Origin of the sequence: Neptuniibacter sp. UBA6509 (assembly GCA_002435145.1) — a bacterium.
GTDB lineage: Bacteria > Pseudomonadota > Gammaproteobacteria > Pseudomonadales > Balneatricaceae > Neptuniibacter.
Genome location: DJLT01000050.1, coordinates 1 through 16,161 on the forward strand (window position 1 = coordinate 1; position 16,161 = coordinate 16,161).

General features: G+C 42.9%; 11 protein-coding genes. 4 read left to right on the forward strand and 7 right to left on the reverse strand.

Annotation, left to right across the window (positions count from 1 at the left end):
- Positions 1 to 121 precede the first annotated feature (121 nt).
- Genes B4K11_RS06870 through B4K11_RS06880 form a run of 3 tightly spaced genes read right to left on the reverse strand, consistent with a single transcriptional unit; the run spans position 122 to position 2,491 of the window.
- On the reverse strand, positions 122 to 1,060 hold the full coding sequence (locus B4K11_RS06870) for a biotin-dependent carboxyltransferase family protein (protein WP_292959297.1): 939 nt from the start codon (positions 1,058 to 1,060) through the stop codon (positions 122 to 124).
- Complete coding sequence (pxpB, locus tag B4K11_RS06875; protein WP_292959298.1) at positions 1,057 to 1,752, reverse strand: 5-oxoprolinase subunit PxpB; 696 nt, start codon at positions 1,750 to 1,752, stop codon at positions 1,057 to 1,059. Before pxpB ends, B4K11_RS06870 begins: the two co-directional genes overlap by 4 nt.
- Positions 1,742 to 2,491 (reverse strand): 5-oxoprolinase subunit PxpA, encoded by a 750-nt coding sequence (locus B4K11_RS06880; RefSeq protein WP_292959299.1) that lies wholly within the window; start codon positions 2,489 to 2,491, stop codon positions 1,742 to 1,744. Before B4K11_RS06880 ends, pxpB begins: the two co-directional genes overlap by 11 nt.
- 229 nt (positions 2,492 to 2,720) lie before the next feature.
- On the opposite strand from B4K11_RS06880, the gene B4K11_RS06885 reads away from it, so the two are divergent.
- Positions 2,721 to 4,919 carry a sodium:solute symporter family transporter gene (locus tag B4K11_RS06885; protein WP_292953023.1) on the forward strand — a complete coding sequence of 733 codons (2,199 nt, stop codon included), beginning with the start codon at positions 2,721 to 2,723 and terminating at the stop codon, positions 4,917 to 4,919.
- A 129-nt stretch (positions 4,920 to 5,048) separates the two neighbouring features.
- On the opposite strand, the gene B4K11_RS06890 is transcribed toward B4K11_RS06885, so the two are convergent.
- Complete coding sequence (locus B4K11_RS06890; protein ID WP_292953026.1) at positions 5,049 to 5,855, reverse strand: mechanosensitive ion channel family protein; 807 nt, start codon at positions 5,853 to 5,855, stop codon at positions 5,049 to 5,051.
- Positions 5,856 to 6,102: 247 nt separating this feature from the next.
- Between B4K11_RS06890 and B4K11_RS06895 the strand changes: the two genes are divergently transcribed.
- The 3 genes from B4K11_RS06895 to B4K11_RS06905 all read left to right on the forward strand — a co-directional run bounded on the left by B4K11_RS06895 (position 6,103) and on the right by B4K11_RS06905 (position 7,731).
- The gene (locus B4K11_RS06895; RefSeq protein WP_292953029.1) at positions 6,103 to 6,672 is read left to right on the forward strand and encodes a TIGR04211 family SH3 domain-containing protein; all 570 of its coding nucleotides are present in this window, start codon (positions 6,103 to 6,105) and stop codon (positions 6,670 to 6,672) included.
- A 468-nt stretch (positions 6,673 to 7,140) separates the two neighbouring features.
- Positions 7,141 to 7,383, forward strand: coding sequence for a GrxA family glutaredoxin (locus B4K11_RS06900; protein ID WP_292953032.1), 243 nt, complete (start codon positions 7,141 to 7,143; stop codon positions 7,381 to 7,383).
- Positions 7,384 to 7,590: 207 nt separating this feature from the next.
- The gene (locus B4K11_RS06905) at positions 7,591 to 7,731 is read left to right on the forward strand and encodes a hypothetical protein (protein ID WP_292953035.1); all 141 of its coding nucleotides are present in this window, start codon (positions 7,591 to 7,593) and stop codon (positions 7,729 to 7,731) included.
- A gap of 188 nt (positions 7,732 to 7,919) precedes the next feature.
- On the opposite strand, the gene recD is transcribed toward B4K11_RS06905, so the two are convergent.
- The 3 genes from recD to recC all read right to left on the reverse strand — a co-directional run.
- Positions 7,920 to 9,752, reverse strand: a complete 1,833-nt coding sequence (gene recD, locus B4K11_RS06910) for an exodeoxyribonuclease V subunit alpha (protein ID WP_292953038.1) — start codon at positions 9,750 to 9,752, stop codon at positions 7,920 to 7,922.
- Entirely contained in the window at positions 9,752 to 13,309 is a 3,558-nt protein-coding gene (recB, locus tag B4K11_RS06915) for an exodeoxyribonuclease V subunit beta (protein WP_292953041.1), read from the reverse strand. Before recB ends, recD begins: the two co-directional genes overlap by 1 nt.
- The coding region (recC, locus tag B4K11_RS06920) for an exodeoxyribonuclease V subunit gamma (protein WP_292959300.1) at positions 13,302 to 16,161 on the reverse strand (2,860 nt) is incomplete at its 5' end. The genes recB and recC, both read right to left, overlap by 8 nt.

The window sequence follows — 16,161 nt, forward strand, 5'->3', positions numbered from 1 at the left end:
GCCATCATGGCTGTTCGGAACAGGGAGTAGCAGAACACGAAGCTCCTAAGCAAAAAACTCAGAAACAAGAAGCTCCTAAATAAAAAACGGAAGAACAGCGCTCCAGCAAAGAGCAGACAGATCAGGTCGATTTTGAAAAGAAGCGCTGAAACGTTTGCATGAGCTGCTGCGCTTCTTTCAGACTTACCTCTTTAAAGGTTACTTCACTACCCGCCCTACACTGACTTAACTTATAACTGTCTAAAGGCAGAACAGATCCAATTTTAGGGTAGCCCCCTAAGGTTTGCCTATCCTTGAGTAAAACAATAGGTTGTCCATCCGCAGGAATCTGAATCGCACCGTAAGCGATGCCTTCAGATAACAGCCCTGAAACCCCGGTTTCAATCGCTTCACCTTGCAAACGAAACCCCATCCGATCACTTTCAGAGCTGACTTTATAGCTCGAGGCGAAGAACTTTTGCACACTGATTTCTGGAAACTGTTCAACTTGGTAACCCTTAACGACTCTCAGTATTACAGAATCACTGTAATCGGGAATATACCTAGAAGGTACCGCTCGGCTACAGGTGAAATAAGATTTCGGGACAGAGCTAAAATGAAGCTCGTCCCCGGCTTCTAATGCATTGCCGGTTAAGCCACCCAACTGTTCACGCTTAACCGTTGAACAGCTACCGAAGTCACTTTTCAGTTGAAAACCGCCTACTACCGCAAGGTAACTAGAAACACCCATGACAGCCCAGCCCATGCTCACCAAGTCCCCTTGCTGTACAAAGTGAGATTGCCAATTACTCTTTTTTTCACCGTTAATTCGCAGCCCCAGATCTGCACCGGTGAGTGCAATCCAAGTATCGGCAGTGGCTTCCAGCTGAACATTACCTAAGGTTATTTCCAATAAAACCGCATTAGATGAGTTACCCAATAAGCGATTCGCCCATCGCGCGGCGGTTTCATCCATAGCGCCACCAGTTGTGATGCCAAAATGCTGGTACCCAAAACGCCCTTCATCTTCCAATAAAGAACAAGCACCCGGCTTAATCACTTTAAAAGAATCACTGATCATTGCTGCAACCGTTTATATTCAACAGTGGATATTGGCTCAAATATAACTTCGTCCCCTGCTGAAAACAGGCAAGGCTGTTCGCGGGTTTTATCAAACATTGGAATAGGGCAACGACCAATAAGCCACCAGCCGCCGGGAGTCTCTTGTGGATATACCGCGGTATTTAACTCTGCAATCGCCACCGAGCCTGCGGGGACTTGTGTTCTAGGTGTTGCTAGACGAGAAACACGTAATCGAGCATCCAACTCACCTAAATAACCAAAGCCTGGACTAAAACCAACAGCATAAACTTGATAGCGTTGAGCTGAATGCAACTGAATAATCTCATCTATATCGAGCTGTAGCTGCTTAGAAAGCTCCACTATATCCGGGGCATAAATCCTGTCATAACAAACAGGCAAAGTAATACAGCGAGCTGACACTTGGGAAAGCGCGCCCTCTTTCTGTTCTTTTTCTAAATCGATTAAAAGAGATGTTAATTGATCTCGGACCTGTGCATCACTGGTTTTTAAAAGATCATAGGTAACTAAAACCGTTGTATAAGATGGAATAAGATCCACTAAATGGTCAGCAAAATCCTGTTTAAGCTTTTCACAAAAACGACCAATATAGGTGATTAGAGAGCGATCGACTTGATCGGAAAAACGAACCAACAAGCTATTAACACCCGCAACCTCTATTTTAGGCTGCATCTAAAACACCACGAATTTTTACGACAAGTTTAATCGCTTCCGCATTATCACCATGTACACACAGTGTATCGGGGGATAGCTTTAACAACTTCCCGCTGGCTGAACGCAATACGCCCTCTTTAGAGAGCAATTCAACCCGGTCAATAATCTCTTGTGTCTGATGAAATACAGCCCCTGCAACGGCCCTAGGCAGAAGTAGGCCCTCATCGTCATAACCGCGATCAGCAAATGCCTCAAATAGCAGTTCAACCCCTAATTTAGCAGCTAACTCACGATAACGATCATTTTTCGCCGTCGCCTGAATGACTAAAGGTACTTTTAAAGAAAACTGTGTTTTCTGAAGAAGCGCTATTGTTTTCATGATAGTTTGCATCAGGTCATCATCACGCATCATATCGTTATACAAAGCGCCATGAGGTTTTACGAAACCAACCGGTGTCTGCAAAACTTGCGCCATGCCTGATAAAGCTGAAACTTGATATAGCAGCATGGTTCGTACTTCATTCGCGGTGCACTTCATACTCCGCCGGCCAAAACCAACTAAGTCTGGGTATCCTGGGTGCGCGCCAATCAGCACACCATGCTCACTAGCTAAGGCAATCGTTCTTTCAATGGTCAGTGGATCAGATGCATGAAATCCACAGGCGATATTTGCCATATCGATATAGGGCATAACCGCTTCATCTTGCCCCATATTCCAAGCACCAAAACTTTCACCTAAATCGCAATTCAATTTCATTTATAAAGACCCAAAACAATAATTTAGATGCTATCTAACCTTTAAAGGCTCAGTTAAAACCAGACTAAAGCCTTATGGAAGCATACAACCTTTCTAATCACGGCTGATGTAATTTCAGCGTTTTACTTAAAAATCATACTATTATATTAATTAGACACCCTTTAGCCTACAAGCTATAGGGTTTAAGATAGCCAGATAATTCATCGTATGTACGATTAAGCTGGGTAATATGTTCACACCGCTGTCAGTCATTCTTTACGTTTCGCTCTATATGAGCTTGCTATTTGCACTTGCTCAACTCGTTGAAAAGCGAATTAAAAATAAAAGCGAATCTAACAATAGCCCTTGGATATACGCATTATCACTGGCGGTTTACCATACTTCATGGACTTTTTATGGCAGTGTAGGCTTTGCGGCCTCCTCTGGTATGCTTTTTTTAGGGGTATACGCGGGAGCCATGATAGGTATCGCTCTGTGGTGGTTTACTCTTAAACGCATGGTTCAAGCCAAAGAGACCTTCCGCATCACCAGCATTGCGGATTTCATATCAACACGTTACAACCGTTCACAAAAGATCGCTGCCCTTGTTACCATTATCGCCTTGATAGGAGTAGTTCCCTATATTTCACTACAATTAACAGCGATCATAAGCTCTTTCGAGTTAATAACAAACAGCCCCTCTAGTGGCTCTGAACACGGTTTAGCAGGCTGGTTAGTCACTCTGTTTATGATCGGATTTACTATTATATTTGGTGTACGCAAACTGGATCCTACCGAGCGTCATCAGGGTATGATTGCCGCATTAGTCGCTGAATGTATTGTCAAACTGATCGCATTTATTGCTGTAGGTGTATTTGCAACCTACATCCTTTTTGATGGTTTTGGCGATATTTATAATAGATTGCAGCAAGCAGATCTTGGTCATGTCGCTAGCTTTTCCGCCACTCAAGATAGCGGAATCATGTGGCTCACATTATGTATTTTAAGTTTTTCTGCAATATACAACCTACCTCGACAGTTTCATGTATCCGTTGTAGAGAACTCGAATAAACAATATATAAAAACAGCCATGTGGGTATTCCCTCTCTATATGGTTCTGATCAACCTATTTGTAGTACCTATTGCGGCGGCAGGTCTTCTGCAAGGAATGCCGGCGGAGAGCGCTGATTTCTTTGTACTACTGTTACCACAACAGGCAGGATTGAGCAGCCTAACGTTATTAGCATTTATCGGGGGGTTTTCCGCCGCAACCGGTATGACAATTATTACCTCGATGACACTCTCAACAATGGCATCAAACCACCTGATTTTGCCTGCATTAGAAAGAGTTCCAAGCCTACAGTTTTTAAGAAGCTATCTGTTACAGCTTCGCTGGATTGTAGTCTCTGTAATAATGGTAGGAAGTTTATGGTTTTCTAAACAGTTCGCTGATTCGTATATCTTAGTTGCAATTGGCCTGCTTTCATTTGTCGCCGTCTTACAGTTTTCACCAGCCCTTTTTGGTGGGTTATTTTGGAAAAAAGGTAACAGTTTAGGGGCATTCTTAGGCCTGTTATCTGGCTTTACCGTATGGTGCTATAGCCTATTAATCCCAACCTTTATAAAGCATGGCTGGTTCTCAGAGTCTCTACTTATTGAGGGACCGTGGCAAATTGCACTTTTACGACCCGAAGCACTCTTTGGCTTAGAAGGGCTCAGTCCTGTTCCGCATGCTGTTTTTTGGTCTCTCTTAATTAATATTGGCTGCTATATTTTCGGCTCGCTCATCTTTAGCCCAAATAAAAGTGAGAGAAACCTTACCTCCGAATTCATAAGCTCTATGAACTCAGCTCAATCGAGAAAAGCTAGACCTACCGGTCTAGATGCTTATATTCTTCTTGAGCCTAAGCTGGAGGAAGCTAAAAGCCTCTTATCTAATTATTTACCTACTGAGAAGGCAGAGCAGGAAGTACTTACGATCGCGGAAGACCTGCAAGTACACAATAAACCACAAATAACCATTATTGAGCTGGTTGAATTTCACAGAATGGTCGAGCACGTACTCGCAGGTTCTATTGGTGCGGCAAGTGCTCACCAGGCCATTGAAAATACAATCCGCTATAACAACCGTGAAGAAGCAGACCTAAAAGCACTCTACAGCCATATCGTCACAGAGCTTCAAACCACGGAGAAAGAAAGCCCCGGACAGAGTTCAAGCGGCGCCACAGGCTACGGCATCATCGAAGAGCTACAAAGCCAGATCGATGACCTTGAAGATACCGTAGCGAGCCAACAAAAGCAGATCGTCCACTTGGAAGAAAGAATCGAGATCCACCATGTGCAAGCGTTTAAATATCGTTTAGAAACACAAAAGACAAAGCAAGATAACTCAAAACTTAGAAAAGAGTTAAAACTAAAACTGGGTGATGAAGAGAGCGATAGTGAGTAATATACTTATTCTTTCTAATGCTACTTAATTTCTATGTTTCTCCTTAACTTTCATTATATTTTAACTTCTCGAGCAGATAAAAAAAGAGCCTCAATTGAGGCTCTTTTTCAATACCATTATTAGGTACTTTTACGCTTCTTCTTGCTTATGCAAATGAACATCCATCTGAGGGAAAGGAATGCTGATACCTTCCTCATCAAAACGTAGCTTAACAGCTTCAGTCGTTTCCCAAAGTACTGCCCAATAATCAGCAGAATTAACCCAAGGGCGCACAACAAAATTTACGCTGCTATCAGCTAGTTCAGAAACGGCAATCACCGGTACAGGGTCTTTCAAAATACGATCATCTGCTTCGATGATTTCGTTCAGTATCTCTTTCGCTTTGCGTAGGTCATCGTCATAGCCAATACCAAATACCATATCAACACGACGGGTATCACGTGCGGAGAAGTTGGTAATAACACCGCTATAGATAGCACCATTAGGTACGATCACTTCACGATTGTCACCAGTACGCATAATTGTGTTGAAAATTTGGATATGTTCAACAACCGCTGATACGCCAGCAGCTTCAACAAAATCACCTTCACGGAAAGGCTTGAAAATTACCAGCATCACACCCGCTGCAAAGTTCTTCAGAGAATCTTGTAAAGATAGACCGATTGCTAAGCCTGCGGCACCCACTAATGCGATTAAGGACGTTGTATCAACACCCAATTGATTCAGCGAGGCAACAATAACAAACAGCAGCAACACAACGTTTGCGATAGAGCTGATAAAGTTGATCAACATATCATCAACTTTTGATTTACGCAGTACACGTGCCAACACTTTCATTAACTGCTTAATAACCCAACGACCGACAAAGAAGATCGCCAGCGCAATCACAATATCTACAAACCATGGAAAGATGTAGACATCAAAGAAATTTTCCATTTAATTCTCCCCTAAAGAATTCAGAAATATTTTTATTTAAAAAAAGTGAACGAATTTAAGCAAAACCAATCTTAACAATAGCCAAACAGGCACTCTGAGGCTGTCTCGCTTCTTGGTAATTGCCGATTTTACTCGCAACGAAGCCCGTTGCGCAGTTCTTTTATGCGTTTACTGTCAAAACAACCTGTTAAGCAACCAGTTTAATCCGTACAATATGACAAATTCTAGCTTTCAAACACATGTATCAATGAAAAAGTTACTTTTAATCGCTTCTCTACTGTTTTCTGCCTCTGTCCATGCTGAAAAAGGTCATATTGCTGATGATGCAATGATCTATGTTCATAATGGCCCCAGTAATGAATATCGCATTATTACCCGTATACGCAGTGGTACGGCTGTCGATATTCTAAAACGTGACTCTAAAACGAAATACGTGCAAGTACGTATGCCTAAAGGTCGTATTGGTTGGGTCGAACCTACCGCTGTAGACCCTGGCGACAGTATTTCAGTTCGTTTACCTAAACTTCAAAGCAGCCTTGATAAAAGCCAAACGACAGTCTCTGAACAGTCAGTTCAAATTGAAAAACTGCAAAGTGAATCTAAAACGATGCGGGAGAAAAGCCAGCTACTCACCAGCGAAGTGGCGGAATTAAACGCAACGATTAAAGAGCTGAATTTTAAAATTGAGTCCAGTGATGAAAGCAACCTCATGCGTTGGTTCACTCACGGCGGGCTTGTTGCTTTAGGGGGAGTGATTTTAGGCTTAATTTTGCCCTACTTCCCTAAACGTAGAAAACAGAAAGATGAATGGTTTTAAGCCTTTAGTTTAGAAGTTATATAAAACGGCTTTTTAGGCCGTTTTTTTATATTTAGACTTAAAAAAACATTGACATAGGTTAAGGTTTGATTACAAAAGCATGAATGCCTGAACAAGCACTCAAAAAGCCAATATCTTTAGCAAAAAAAACAGAAAAAACCTTTATATTCAAATAGATAAATTACTGGTTATTTTTTAATCAATCTGTACCTTATGGCCATATCATAGGCTCTGAAGTTGCTTTCCCCAAGGTTGTTTACAGAGTTATCCACAGAGTATGGGGACAAAAGCTTTTAGCCCAGTCATAGCCTTCTCTAGATAAGAATTCCGCACCGCAACATAGTATTCACACTTCCTTAAATTGGTTCGATTTAAAAAACTAATCGTCCAAATAAAGAGATGCAATTAGTGCCTATCTGAGAAACCTGTTCAAATGAACTCATCCTAAATTTATAGAAGAGATGAACAATGAAACGAATTACTATTTTTGGTCGCGAGGGTTGTGGGTTTTGCGTAAGAGCAAAAGAACTATGTGAATTAAAAGAGCTAGATTACCGTTACATCGATATTCACAAAGAAAACATTAGCAAAGAAGACCTAGAGAAAACTGTAGGCAAACCTGTCTCAACGGTTCCACAGGTATTCTGTGGGCAAGAACATATTGGTGGCTTTACTGAGCTTTCTGATTTTATTCAGCAGTCCAACGTTTAAAAACTAAATTGAGTCTCCATATATTCTATAGCTGATCGCATAACCTTCCAATAACTTGGAAGCTGGTTTACTGTTTGGAATAAGGTTTCTTCTATATGCCGATTGATTTATTGAAGCATCAGCCGATAACACTTAATGATATACGCTGAAATTAAGTTATACTGAAAAAACGTTGTAACTGGCCGAATGCCAGTCTAGGAGTAGGTTATGATGACATTTACCATTCTTCTCGCGATTGCTGCGGGTGTAGTAATGCTTCGATTATGGGAAGACAACAGCAAACAAGTAAAACCAATCCGAATCAAAGCAGAAGAGCAAACGATCAAGCGTTATCGTGGTCGTCGTTAATTTTAATTAGATAGTGTACAAATCAGCTTTAGCTAGAAAGCTATTTTTGTAAGTAATGGCAAAAAGCACCATTTCAAAAGCACGCTATAGAAAATCGCACACTAACAAGCCCAGCTATTAAGTCTGGGCTTTTTAATATCTTTTTTCAGCTCTAGTTCACTATACCTAAGCACAGCTCTTATCAGCAGCTACCGCCATAACCTTGATGCTAATCCACCCGCACGCTCTGTACGCCTTAAGGTCGCTTGTAGTAAAATCTTCTCTGTCGCAACAATATCTAGTTCATTCTTAGCTCGGGTAATCCCGGTATATAACAGCTCTTTACTTAGCAATGGGCTGTCTGTTGGCGGCAGAATCAACATGACTCGATTAAATTCTGAGCCCTGACTCTTGTGAACCGTCATCGCAAAAACCGTGTCATGCTGTGGTAATCGGCTTGGCAAAACTGAGCGCATCTCCCCATTTTGCTCAAACCACACCTTTAAACGCCCACTGCCATCAAAGGCAACGAGGCCTATATCACCATTAAACAAAGATAAAGACGCATCATTACGGGTGATCATCACGGGACGACCGGGGTACCATGTGCCTTGCTCTTTGATTAAACCTCTAGATTTTAGTCGCTCATAAATTCTTTCATTCAGACCGGCAACCCCATAATCGCCCTCCCTTCTCGCACAGAGCAATTGAAAATGCGTTAGCTGTGCGAGCAAAACTTTTGGTTTTTCACCCGCGAGAAGACGTTTAAATAGCTCTGCGTACTGATCGACTACCGTGTTAACCAGTACTTCATAACTTTCTATACTTAAAAGTTGGTAGTTTAGATCTCTGTAGCCTGCTTTTAGTACTGATCTAACTTGATCACATTCGCCAGCATTCACCGCTTTAGCTAAAAATCCGATGCCACTTTGGTCGTTAAAACGGTAACTTTTATATAACAACGCTAAACCATCAGAGAAATCACTGGTCGTCCCCTGGGGTAAAGCAGAGTCTAACTGACAAAGTTGATGTAGCTGGTTGTTCTGTCCATCAGAATAGGTCAATCCTTGAGGCCAACTGCAGATATCCCCTAAAACACTCCCGGCTTCCACTGAAGCTAACTGGTCGCGATCACCAAGCAAAATAAGCCTAGCGGTGGAAGGCAACGCCTTCAGTAACCGTGACATCATCGGTAGATCAACCATTGAAGCTTCATCTAATACGAGAAGATCAAGGTGCAAGGGGTTGTCAGCATCATGTCTAAAACGAATGCTATTAGGTATAACACCCAACAAACGGTGCAAAGTACTCGCTTTTGTAGGTATCTCTGCCATCAAAGCAGCATCTATATCCAGTTTTTCTTTTGCACTAGAGATCGATTCAGCCAGCCGCGCAGCGGCTTTGCCTGTCGGCGCAGCTAACTGAATATTATAGCTCTGCCCTTTTGCCTTACACTGCTCAATATAGAGTGCTAATAGCTTGATTACAGTAGTTGTCTTCCCGGTTCCTGGTCCACCACTAATAACCGAAAATCGCTTCTGAACAGCCACCGCTGCAGCCACTTGCTGCCAGTCTATTTCGGAGATTTCCTGAGACGAAAAATAACGCGCTAAACCGCTTTTAAGTAGACTCTCATCAGTGTCAACAGACCCCGTCCTTTGAAGAAGCTCTTGCGCTACTTGGCATTCATATTGCCAATAACGGTAGAGATAGAAACGCTGTTTATCCATCACAAGTGGCGTTACGTTATCTCCGGCCCCCAACACTAACTGATCCATCTCAATCTGGGACCAATCCACCAGCGCTAAGTGCTCTGCTATCTCTTCTGGCCAATAATCGCTAGGCGACTGAAGCTTACTTAAAGGTAAGCAGACATTACCTGTCGATAACTCATAACTAACCAACGCTGAAAGTAACCATAATTCGGGTGCATCAGGCGATTTACCCGCCATCAGTTGCGCTAGCTGGTAATCAACTGAACGAATCAACCCTTGGGTAGCCCACTGTTTAATTTGGGATAGATCACACATATTGGAGTCCATTAGGTCTCCTCCCCTGAAAACATCTGATCAAGCGCATCAATCAAAACCCAATCAGGTCTACAACTGAATACACCTAAGTCACTTTCTCTATTCATTCCCCTTAAGAAGAGATAATAAACACCCCCAAAGTGGGTGTTGTAATCATAATTAGGGATTCTCTGCTTCAATAAGCGATGTACAGCCAACGAGTAGAGTAGATATTGCAGGTCATAGCGATGCTCCACCATCGCTTGCTCCAAGGCTGCTTGGTTATAACAGTTGGCTTCGTAACCTAAGTGATTAGATTTGTAATCTAAGATGTAATAACGCTCACCCTCACGAAATAGAAGATCGATATACCCTTTTAACATCCCGCGCAGGGGCTCAAAAGATAATGGGGCTGCCTGAGCCGATAGAGGGTCATGCTTTCTAATCAATGCTTCTAATGCAGAGACGGTGACATGATCTGCACGCAGCATAAATTCCATCTCAACCAAACGATGAGTGTCTTCAATATTGCCTAAAGCAAGGCCTTTTCCATTCAGGTCTGTTTTTAAAACATTCGTAATTAACTGTTCAATAACAGGTAACCACTCAGCATCGTATCCGGCCAATACTAACTGGTCTGAAATTTGGGCTTGGTACGCTGTTAATCCGTTTTCATCTTTTTCTTGATCTGCATCATTAACAGATTCTATATATTGAGGAAAACTAATCTCTTCAAATACCGTGTGTAAAAAAGTGCCTGCGTTTGCGCCCTTAGGGAAAGTGAAGATACTTTGCCCTTCAGGAATCTCGATTTCCGCACTCAAAGCATGCTCATCCGCGACCTCTAGGTCTAAACCGGGAAGTTCAGGAATATAGGCACTGTTGCTATGACGACTCAGAGCGGAATAACTACTCACTCGCCAATCCCGATCTATCCGGCCTATAAAGCGACGTGCGCTCAGCTCTTTCTCTTCAACCTCTTCAATGGCAAACAGATCCTTTTGTGCGCCATGATCGATAGGCGTCATCACCTTAATTGAGGCTGATAGCTGTTGTAAGCGCGCTAGAGATTCTTCTAAGGATAGGCCTGATTGCAACAGTAGATAACCCAATGCACTATCGCCCAAACGGGAGGCTTTACTGTTACCTATTCGAATATCACTCACGCCCACATAACAGCAATATACCGAACGCGTTAAAGCAACATATAACAAGCGCAGCTCTTCCGCTAAGCGCTCCTTTTCAGCCATTTCTAATGACTCATCTTCAGCGCTCATGTCCAGAACAGTACGACCCTGTTCATCATGATAAAGGGCAGTTTTTGCTTCTCTAAAGTTAGATGCAAAAGGTAAAAATACAATAGGATATTCCAATCCTTTTGACTTATGCACAGTCACAATAGTGACGAGGTTTCTTTCGCTTTCTAAACGTAGAACTTGTTCATCAATCGCCCCGCCTGGGCTCACAATCTGTTCATTAAACCAGCGCAGAAGCCCGGTGCTACCCTCTAACTGGCTACTGGCCTGTTGCAGTAGTTCAGCGATGTGCAGCAAATTAGTTAAACGTCGTTCACCGGAGACCTGCTCCAAAGTTTCTGCCGCAAGATTACGCTGATGCAGTAGCTGATTTAACATAGGTAAAACCCCACGTTTCAACCATGTCTCTTTATAAAGTGTAAATTCTGAAACGACCCCTTCCCACGCATTTTCATCTGAATTAAAACGATCTAGTTCGCTCATCTCCAGCTGAAATAGCTCTGTAGCTAACGCTGCTTTTAAACTGCGCTCATTCTGAGGGTTTTCAATCGCTGCTAAAATTAAGGAAAGCTCTATAGCCTCAATAGAGTTAAAAACTGAGTCTTGGCTACTCAGATACACACAGGGGTGTTCATAGACCGCAAGCGCTCTCCTAACCTCCTCTGCTTCATAACGGTCGCGCACGAGCACCGCTATATCAGCCCCTTGAGCTGTCCGGCCTTTAATTTTAGCCTCGCCACTTAATAAGCGATCGATCTCAGCGGCAGTACTTTGTGCAAACAGAGATAGGTACTCCCCCTTATTCAGAGGAACATCTACCTGCTCGCTCCAAAATGTTAAAGCAGGCGGAGCCTCCTCTTGTATTTTGAGCCCCTCGTTATCTTTATCTGCTGCCTTTACTGGATGAAACGGTATATCTGCATCATAAATAAAAGCGGAATCAGCAGACTGGAACAACGTGTTCACAGCTTCGACCATCGCAGAGGTAGAACGCCAATTTGTCTCTAAGGTGAACGTCTCTTTAACCGAGCGACGCGCTTTAATATAAGTGAAGATATCAGCGCCACGAAAGGCGTATATCGCTTGTTTTGGATCGCCAATCATGACTAAAGCGGTATTAAACTGGTCGGCATATAACGTGGTGAAGATACCGTACTGCAATGGATCGGTATCCTGAAACTCATCAATCATCGCTACCGGATACTGCTTCTGAATCGCATCAGATAAAGCCGCTCCTTGAGTGGAGTTTAAAGCATCGCTCAACCCGGTTAACAGATCATCAAATGTTTGTAGCTGATACTGTTTTTTGGCTAGATTTAAACGCTGACTGACTTCGTTAAGCGCCTTGCCTAATAAAATCTCTTTTATTGGCATCGTATTAACTAAAAAAGCTTCTAATTCACTAAACAGAGGATGTGAAGGCTGCTCACCTTTATCTGTTTTTTCACTAAGGCGAGTATCGGTAAAACGTTCCATAACCGAAAATAGAGTTTTACTCGGTTCTAACTGTTCTGATGCGGCATAATAATCAATTTGCGCAAGCCATTTAGGCACACTGGCTTTGGTATAACTGCGCTTATTGACATCGGAAGCTTGTATCAAAGCAACGAGATCATCGCCATTGGCTAACCAAGATTGTTTAAACTGATTAATACGTTCCAAACGTTCATCGTAAGCACTATGCAGATCAACACCGGATAGATCAGGTTCAATCGTTATATCAGTTTGGTTTAGCAATCCTCTTAACTCGGCCATCAACTTTTCAGGACTATTCCAGCACTGCTGAAGAACCAGCTCTGTAAGTGAGGACTTTAGCGGATAGATTGTGTTGCGCCAGAAATCCAAAACAGCACTACGAATCAGACGTTGATCATCTTTAGTCAGTTCGCTTTCAAACAAGGACCCGCTTTCAAAAGCGTGTTGTTTTAACATTCTCTGGCAGAAGCCATGAATAGTAAAAATAGCGGCTTCATCCATCTGACGGATCGCTTGTTCTAATAACTTAATTGCTTGGGCATGATCTTGAGATTGCTGCTTTAATTGCAGTAAAAAAGGATCTGAGATCTCACTGTTTTTTTGTAAAAACGCGCTACGCGCATCAACCATGCGGCAGCGAATACGGTCACGTAACTCTTCAGTCGCAGCTTCCGTGAACGTAACAACTAAGATTTGATCCGGCCCTAAGGGCTTATCATTGATATTACCTAAACCGAGTAACAATCTAAGATAGAGCGCGGTAATGGTATAGGTTTTACCCGTGCCAGCACTGGCTTCAATTAGCTGCTGTCCCACCAGCGGGAACGTTAGTGGGTCCAGAATTTTAATATCAGTCATCTTTCCCCTCCTCGATGTAAGCTAACATCGGGGCATAGATCGCCTCAGCTAAAGGAATGAACTGCTCCGTAAACTTGCTGCAGTCGGGATAGGCTCGTCGAATATAGGGGTTATCTTGTAAACCGGAACTATAGGCATTACCGATAAAACGTGTCTCAACAGCCTTGATCGCTTTATCAGGGTCTTTTTTCTGCTGCTTTAAATACTCATGAGCACAAGCCGCATCAAAAGCTTGCGGCGCATTCATACCTTGCTGATAAAATTCAACTAAGGTCTGTAAGTATGCCTGTGCTTTATCTTTCTCAACGGCACGATAGTGCACCTTGCCTGATAACCCACGATAGACTGTATTCGCACTATCATCAGATGTTAGGCACAGCGCTAAATGCTCTACCCAACTACTTAGACGGTCTCTCGCGTTAACTTGCGCGGGTCTATAACGTAATAAGTGCGCAGAATAGCAATCATCTAACCAACCTTGTAACTGCACTGTAGGAAACTGTAACTGTATCTCTAGTCTTTCAGGCTCGCCCTCACACATAGGTAAGATTTTATGCGCGAGCTCTTCACAATCATGACGTATTTTTGCCAGCAGTAACTGACCTGGAGTCGCCACTGGCAATGCCCCTTCCGCCAAAATGGTTTGATCTAACTGATCTAAATCCTGCAAGGTCAATGCAGCCTCTAAATAACGCTGCTTAATCAGGTACGCCTGTAATCCATCAAGAGAGAAAGGCTCTTCATCTTGAGCTTCTATCTCATGGTTCGCGAAATACACTTTTAGGCGCTGATTAAAGAAGCTTCGGCATGGATTCTTTAAGAAACTGATTAGCGCCTCTATCTCAAGGGTGGCGTGATCTTCCATTTGCCCCTCTAATAACGACTGAGCCAGTAACGGTTTCTGACAAAACTCAACCGTCTCCTTACTTTCTGCATTTGCAGCTGGCAGCCATTCAGATGCAAAACTAAAGAGTTTATTCGTATTCGAAAAATATTCCGGACTAAACGCAACTAGCGGATGCTGAGTAATTAAACTAGATCGTAACTTAGCCCCACTTTCGCTGTTAGAAAGATGTAGATCCTCCTTTAAAACATAGCCTTGCTCGATGTAATCAAGCAATTCGCTGACTAATACAGAAGGTATTTTTTCATTATTATCTTTAATTGAGCGTCCAACATAACTGATATAAAGACACTCTTGAGCGGATAGAAATGCCTCTAAAAACAGGTAACGGTCATCATCTCTTCTTGAACGATCCCCTTTGCGTGGATAGTCGGTCATCAAATCAAAACCCACTGGAGGAATACTGCGCGGATAATCCGCATCGTTCATCCCCAATAAACAGACCACAGAGAAAGGGATTGAACGCATAGGCATGAGCGTACAGAAGTTAACCGCACCGACTAAAAAACGTTGCGAAGAGCGCTGCTGATTAATGCCACTAATCAGATAATCAGCCATAATGGCAGACGATATAGGTTGAGCGTAATGCGCATCTGTTAACTGTTCTTGCAACCCTTGTAACGTTTGGCGGATAGCATTCATTGGCACTTCATCTTGTTCATCGGCCAAGTACATCGATGCTAATAAATCATTAATGATCTCTATCCATTCAGGTAGTTCATGGGCGCTACTAAAACGTGTCTTAATCTCATCCAATATATCGATAAAGTCCGCAAGTCGTCCTAAAAGATCGGCTTCCAAACCCTCTATCTCTATATACGGCGCATAACCCTGCCAAAAGTCAGCCTCTTCTCCAAGGGCATAACCGGCTAACATACGCTTTAAGCCAAAGCGCCAACTGTTCTGTTCAAATAGCGGTAATTCCCATAGGCTGCGCTGCTCGGAATCCATCCCCCAACGTATATTTGATTGATCAACCCAGTAACGTAAACGCTGAAATCCAGCATCATCAATTCCCATCTGACGCATAGTCGCAGGGACTTCGAGAAGCTCTAGCACATCAGAAACAGTAAAACGGCTACTATTGAGCTTTACTATTTTTTCAAAGCTAAGTAACAACGGGTTTTCCTGACGATTACTTCTGTCGGAGATTGAGTAAGGGATGTAGCGATCAGTAGGAACATTAGAGAAGACCGCATCAATATAGGGAGCATACTGAGCAACATCGGGCATCATAACAATGACATCACGCGGCTTTAACTCAGGCTTAGCCTCAAACAAAGCCAGTAACTGGTCATGAAGTACCTCCACTTCACGTAGCGCACTATGACAGCTATGGATAACAAACGAGTGTTCATTCTCCTCCAAAGGGCGCTTATGAGTACTGACAGCCGGATTATCCGGGAAACGTGCGGGGTTCTCTAAATCTAGAATATCTTGCTGAATACTACATAATAAACTGTGTCGTTCAAGATCAGCAAAAGCATCTATCTCCTCATTGCCACGATCACCTATTGTATCTTGTAACTGATATAGATAATCACGACCCAATTTGCCCATAGACGCCAGTAGTGGATTGCCTTCAGCATAATCACTGTAATCTAGCTCAGGCTTACTAAACCAACGCCTGTTCATTCTGGCTATTTGGGCTTGGTCAACAATATCACCCCAATAATAACGACATGGGTTGGTCACCATTAGATGAACATCAATACGTTCACCTAGCACTTGTAGCGCTTGTACATAATTCTGCGGTAGCGCAGAAATGCCAAAAACAAACAGTCGCTTAGGCAGATGATCAACCGATTTTGAATCTCTTACAGCGGTCACAAATGAACTAAACATATTGGCACGATGCCAGTGCGGCTGCTCTAGCGCTTCGGTGTAACGCTTTAGTTCTCGCCATAAGATTGGCTGCCAACGATGGCGTTCAGACGCTAAACTACCG

Coding starts and splice junctions, on each gene's coding strand:
- B4K11_RS06895 (WP_292953029.1), top strand. CDS start 6,103: ATGAAAAAGTTACTTTTAATCGCTTCTCTACTGTTTTCTGCCTCTGTC.
- B4K11_RS06890 (WP_292953026.1), bottom strand. CDS start 5,855: ATGGAAAATTTCTTTGATGTCTACATCTTTCCATGGTTTGTAGATATT.
- B4K11_RS06905 (WP_292953035.1), top strand. CDS start 7,591: ATGATGACATTTACCATTCTTCTCGCGATTGCTGCGGGTGTAGTAATG.
- B4K11_RS06900 (WP_292953032.1), top strand. CDS start 7,141: ATGAAACGAATTACTATTTTTGGTCGCGAGGGTTGTGGGTTTTGCGTA.
- B4K11_RS06880 (WP_292959299.1), bottom strand. CDS start 2,491: ATGAAATTGAATTGCGATTTAGGTGAAAGTTTTGGTGCTTGGAATATG.
- B4K11_RS06885 (WP_292953023.1), top strand. CDS start 2,721: ATGTTCACACCGCTGTCAGTCATTCTTTACGTTTCGCTCTATATGAGC.
- pxpB (WP_292959298.1), bottom strand. CDS start 1,752: ATGCAGCCTAAAATAGAGGTTGCGGGTGTTAATAGCTTGTTGGTTCGT.
- recD (WP_292953038.1), bottom strand. CDS start 9,752: ATGGACTCCAATATGTGTGATCTATCCCAAATTAAACAGTGGGCTACC.
- B4K11_RS06870 (WP_292959297.1), bottom strand. CDS start 1,060: ATGATCAGTGATTCTTTTAAAGTGATTAAGCCGGGTGCTTGTTCTTTA.
- recB (WP_292953041.1), bottom strand. CDS start 13,309: ATGACTGATATTAAAATTCTGGACCCACTAACGTTCCCGCTGGTGGGA.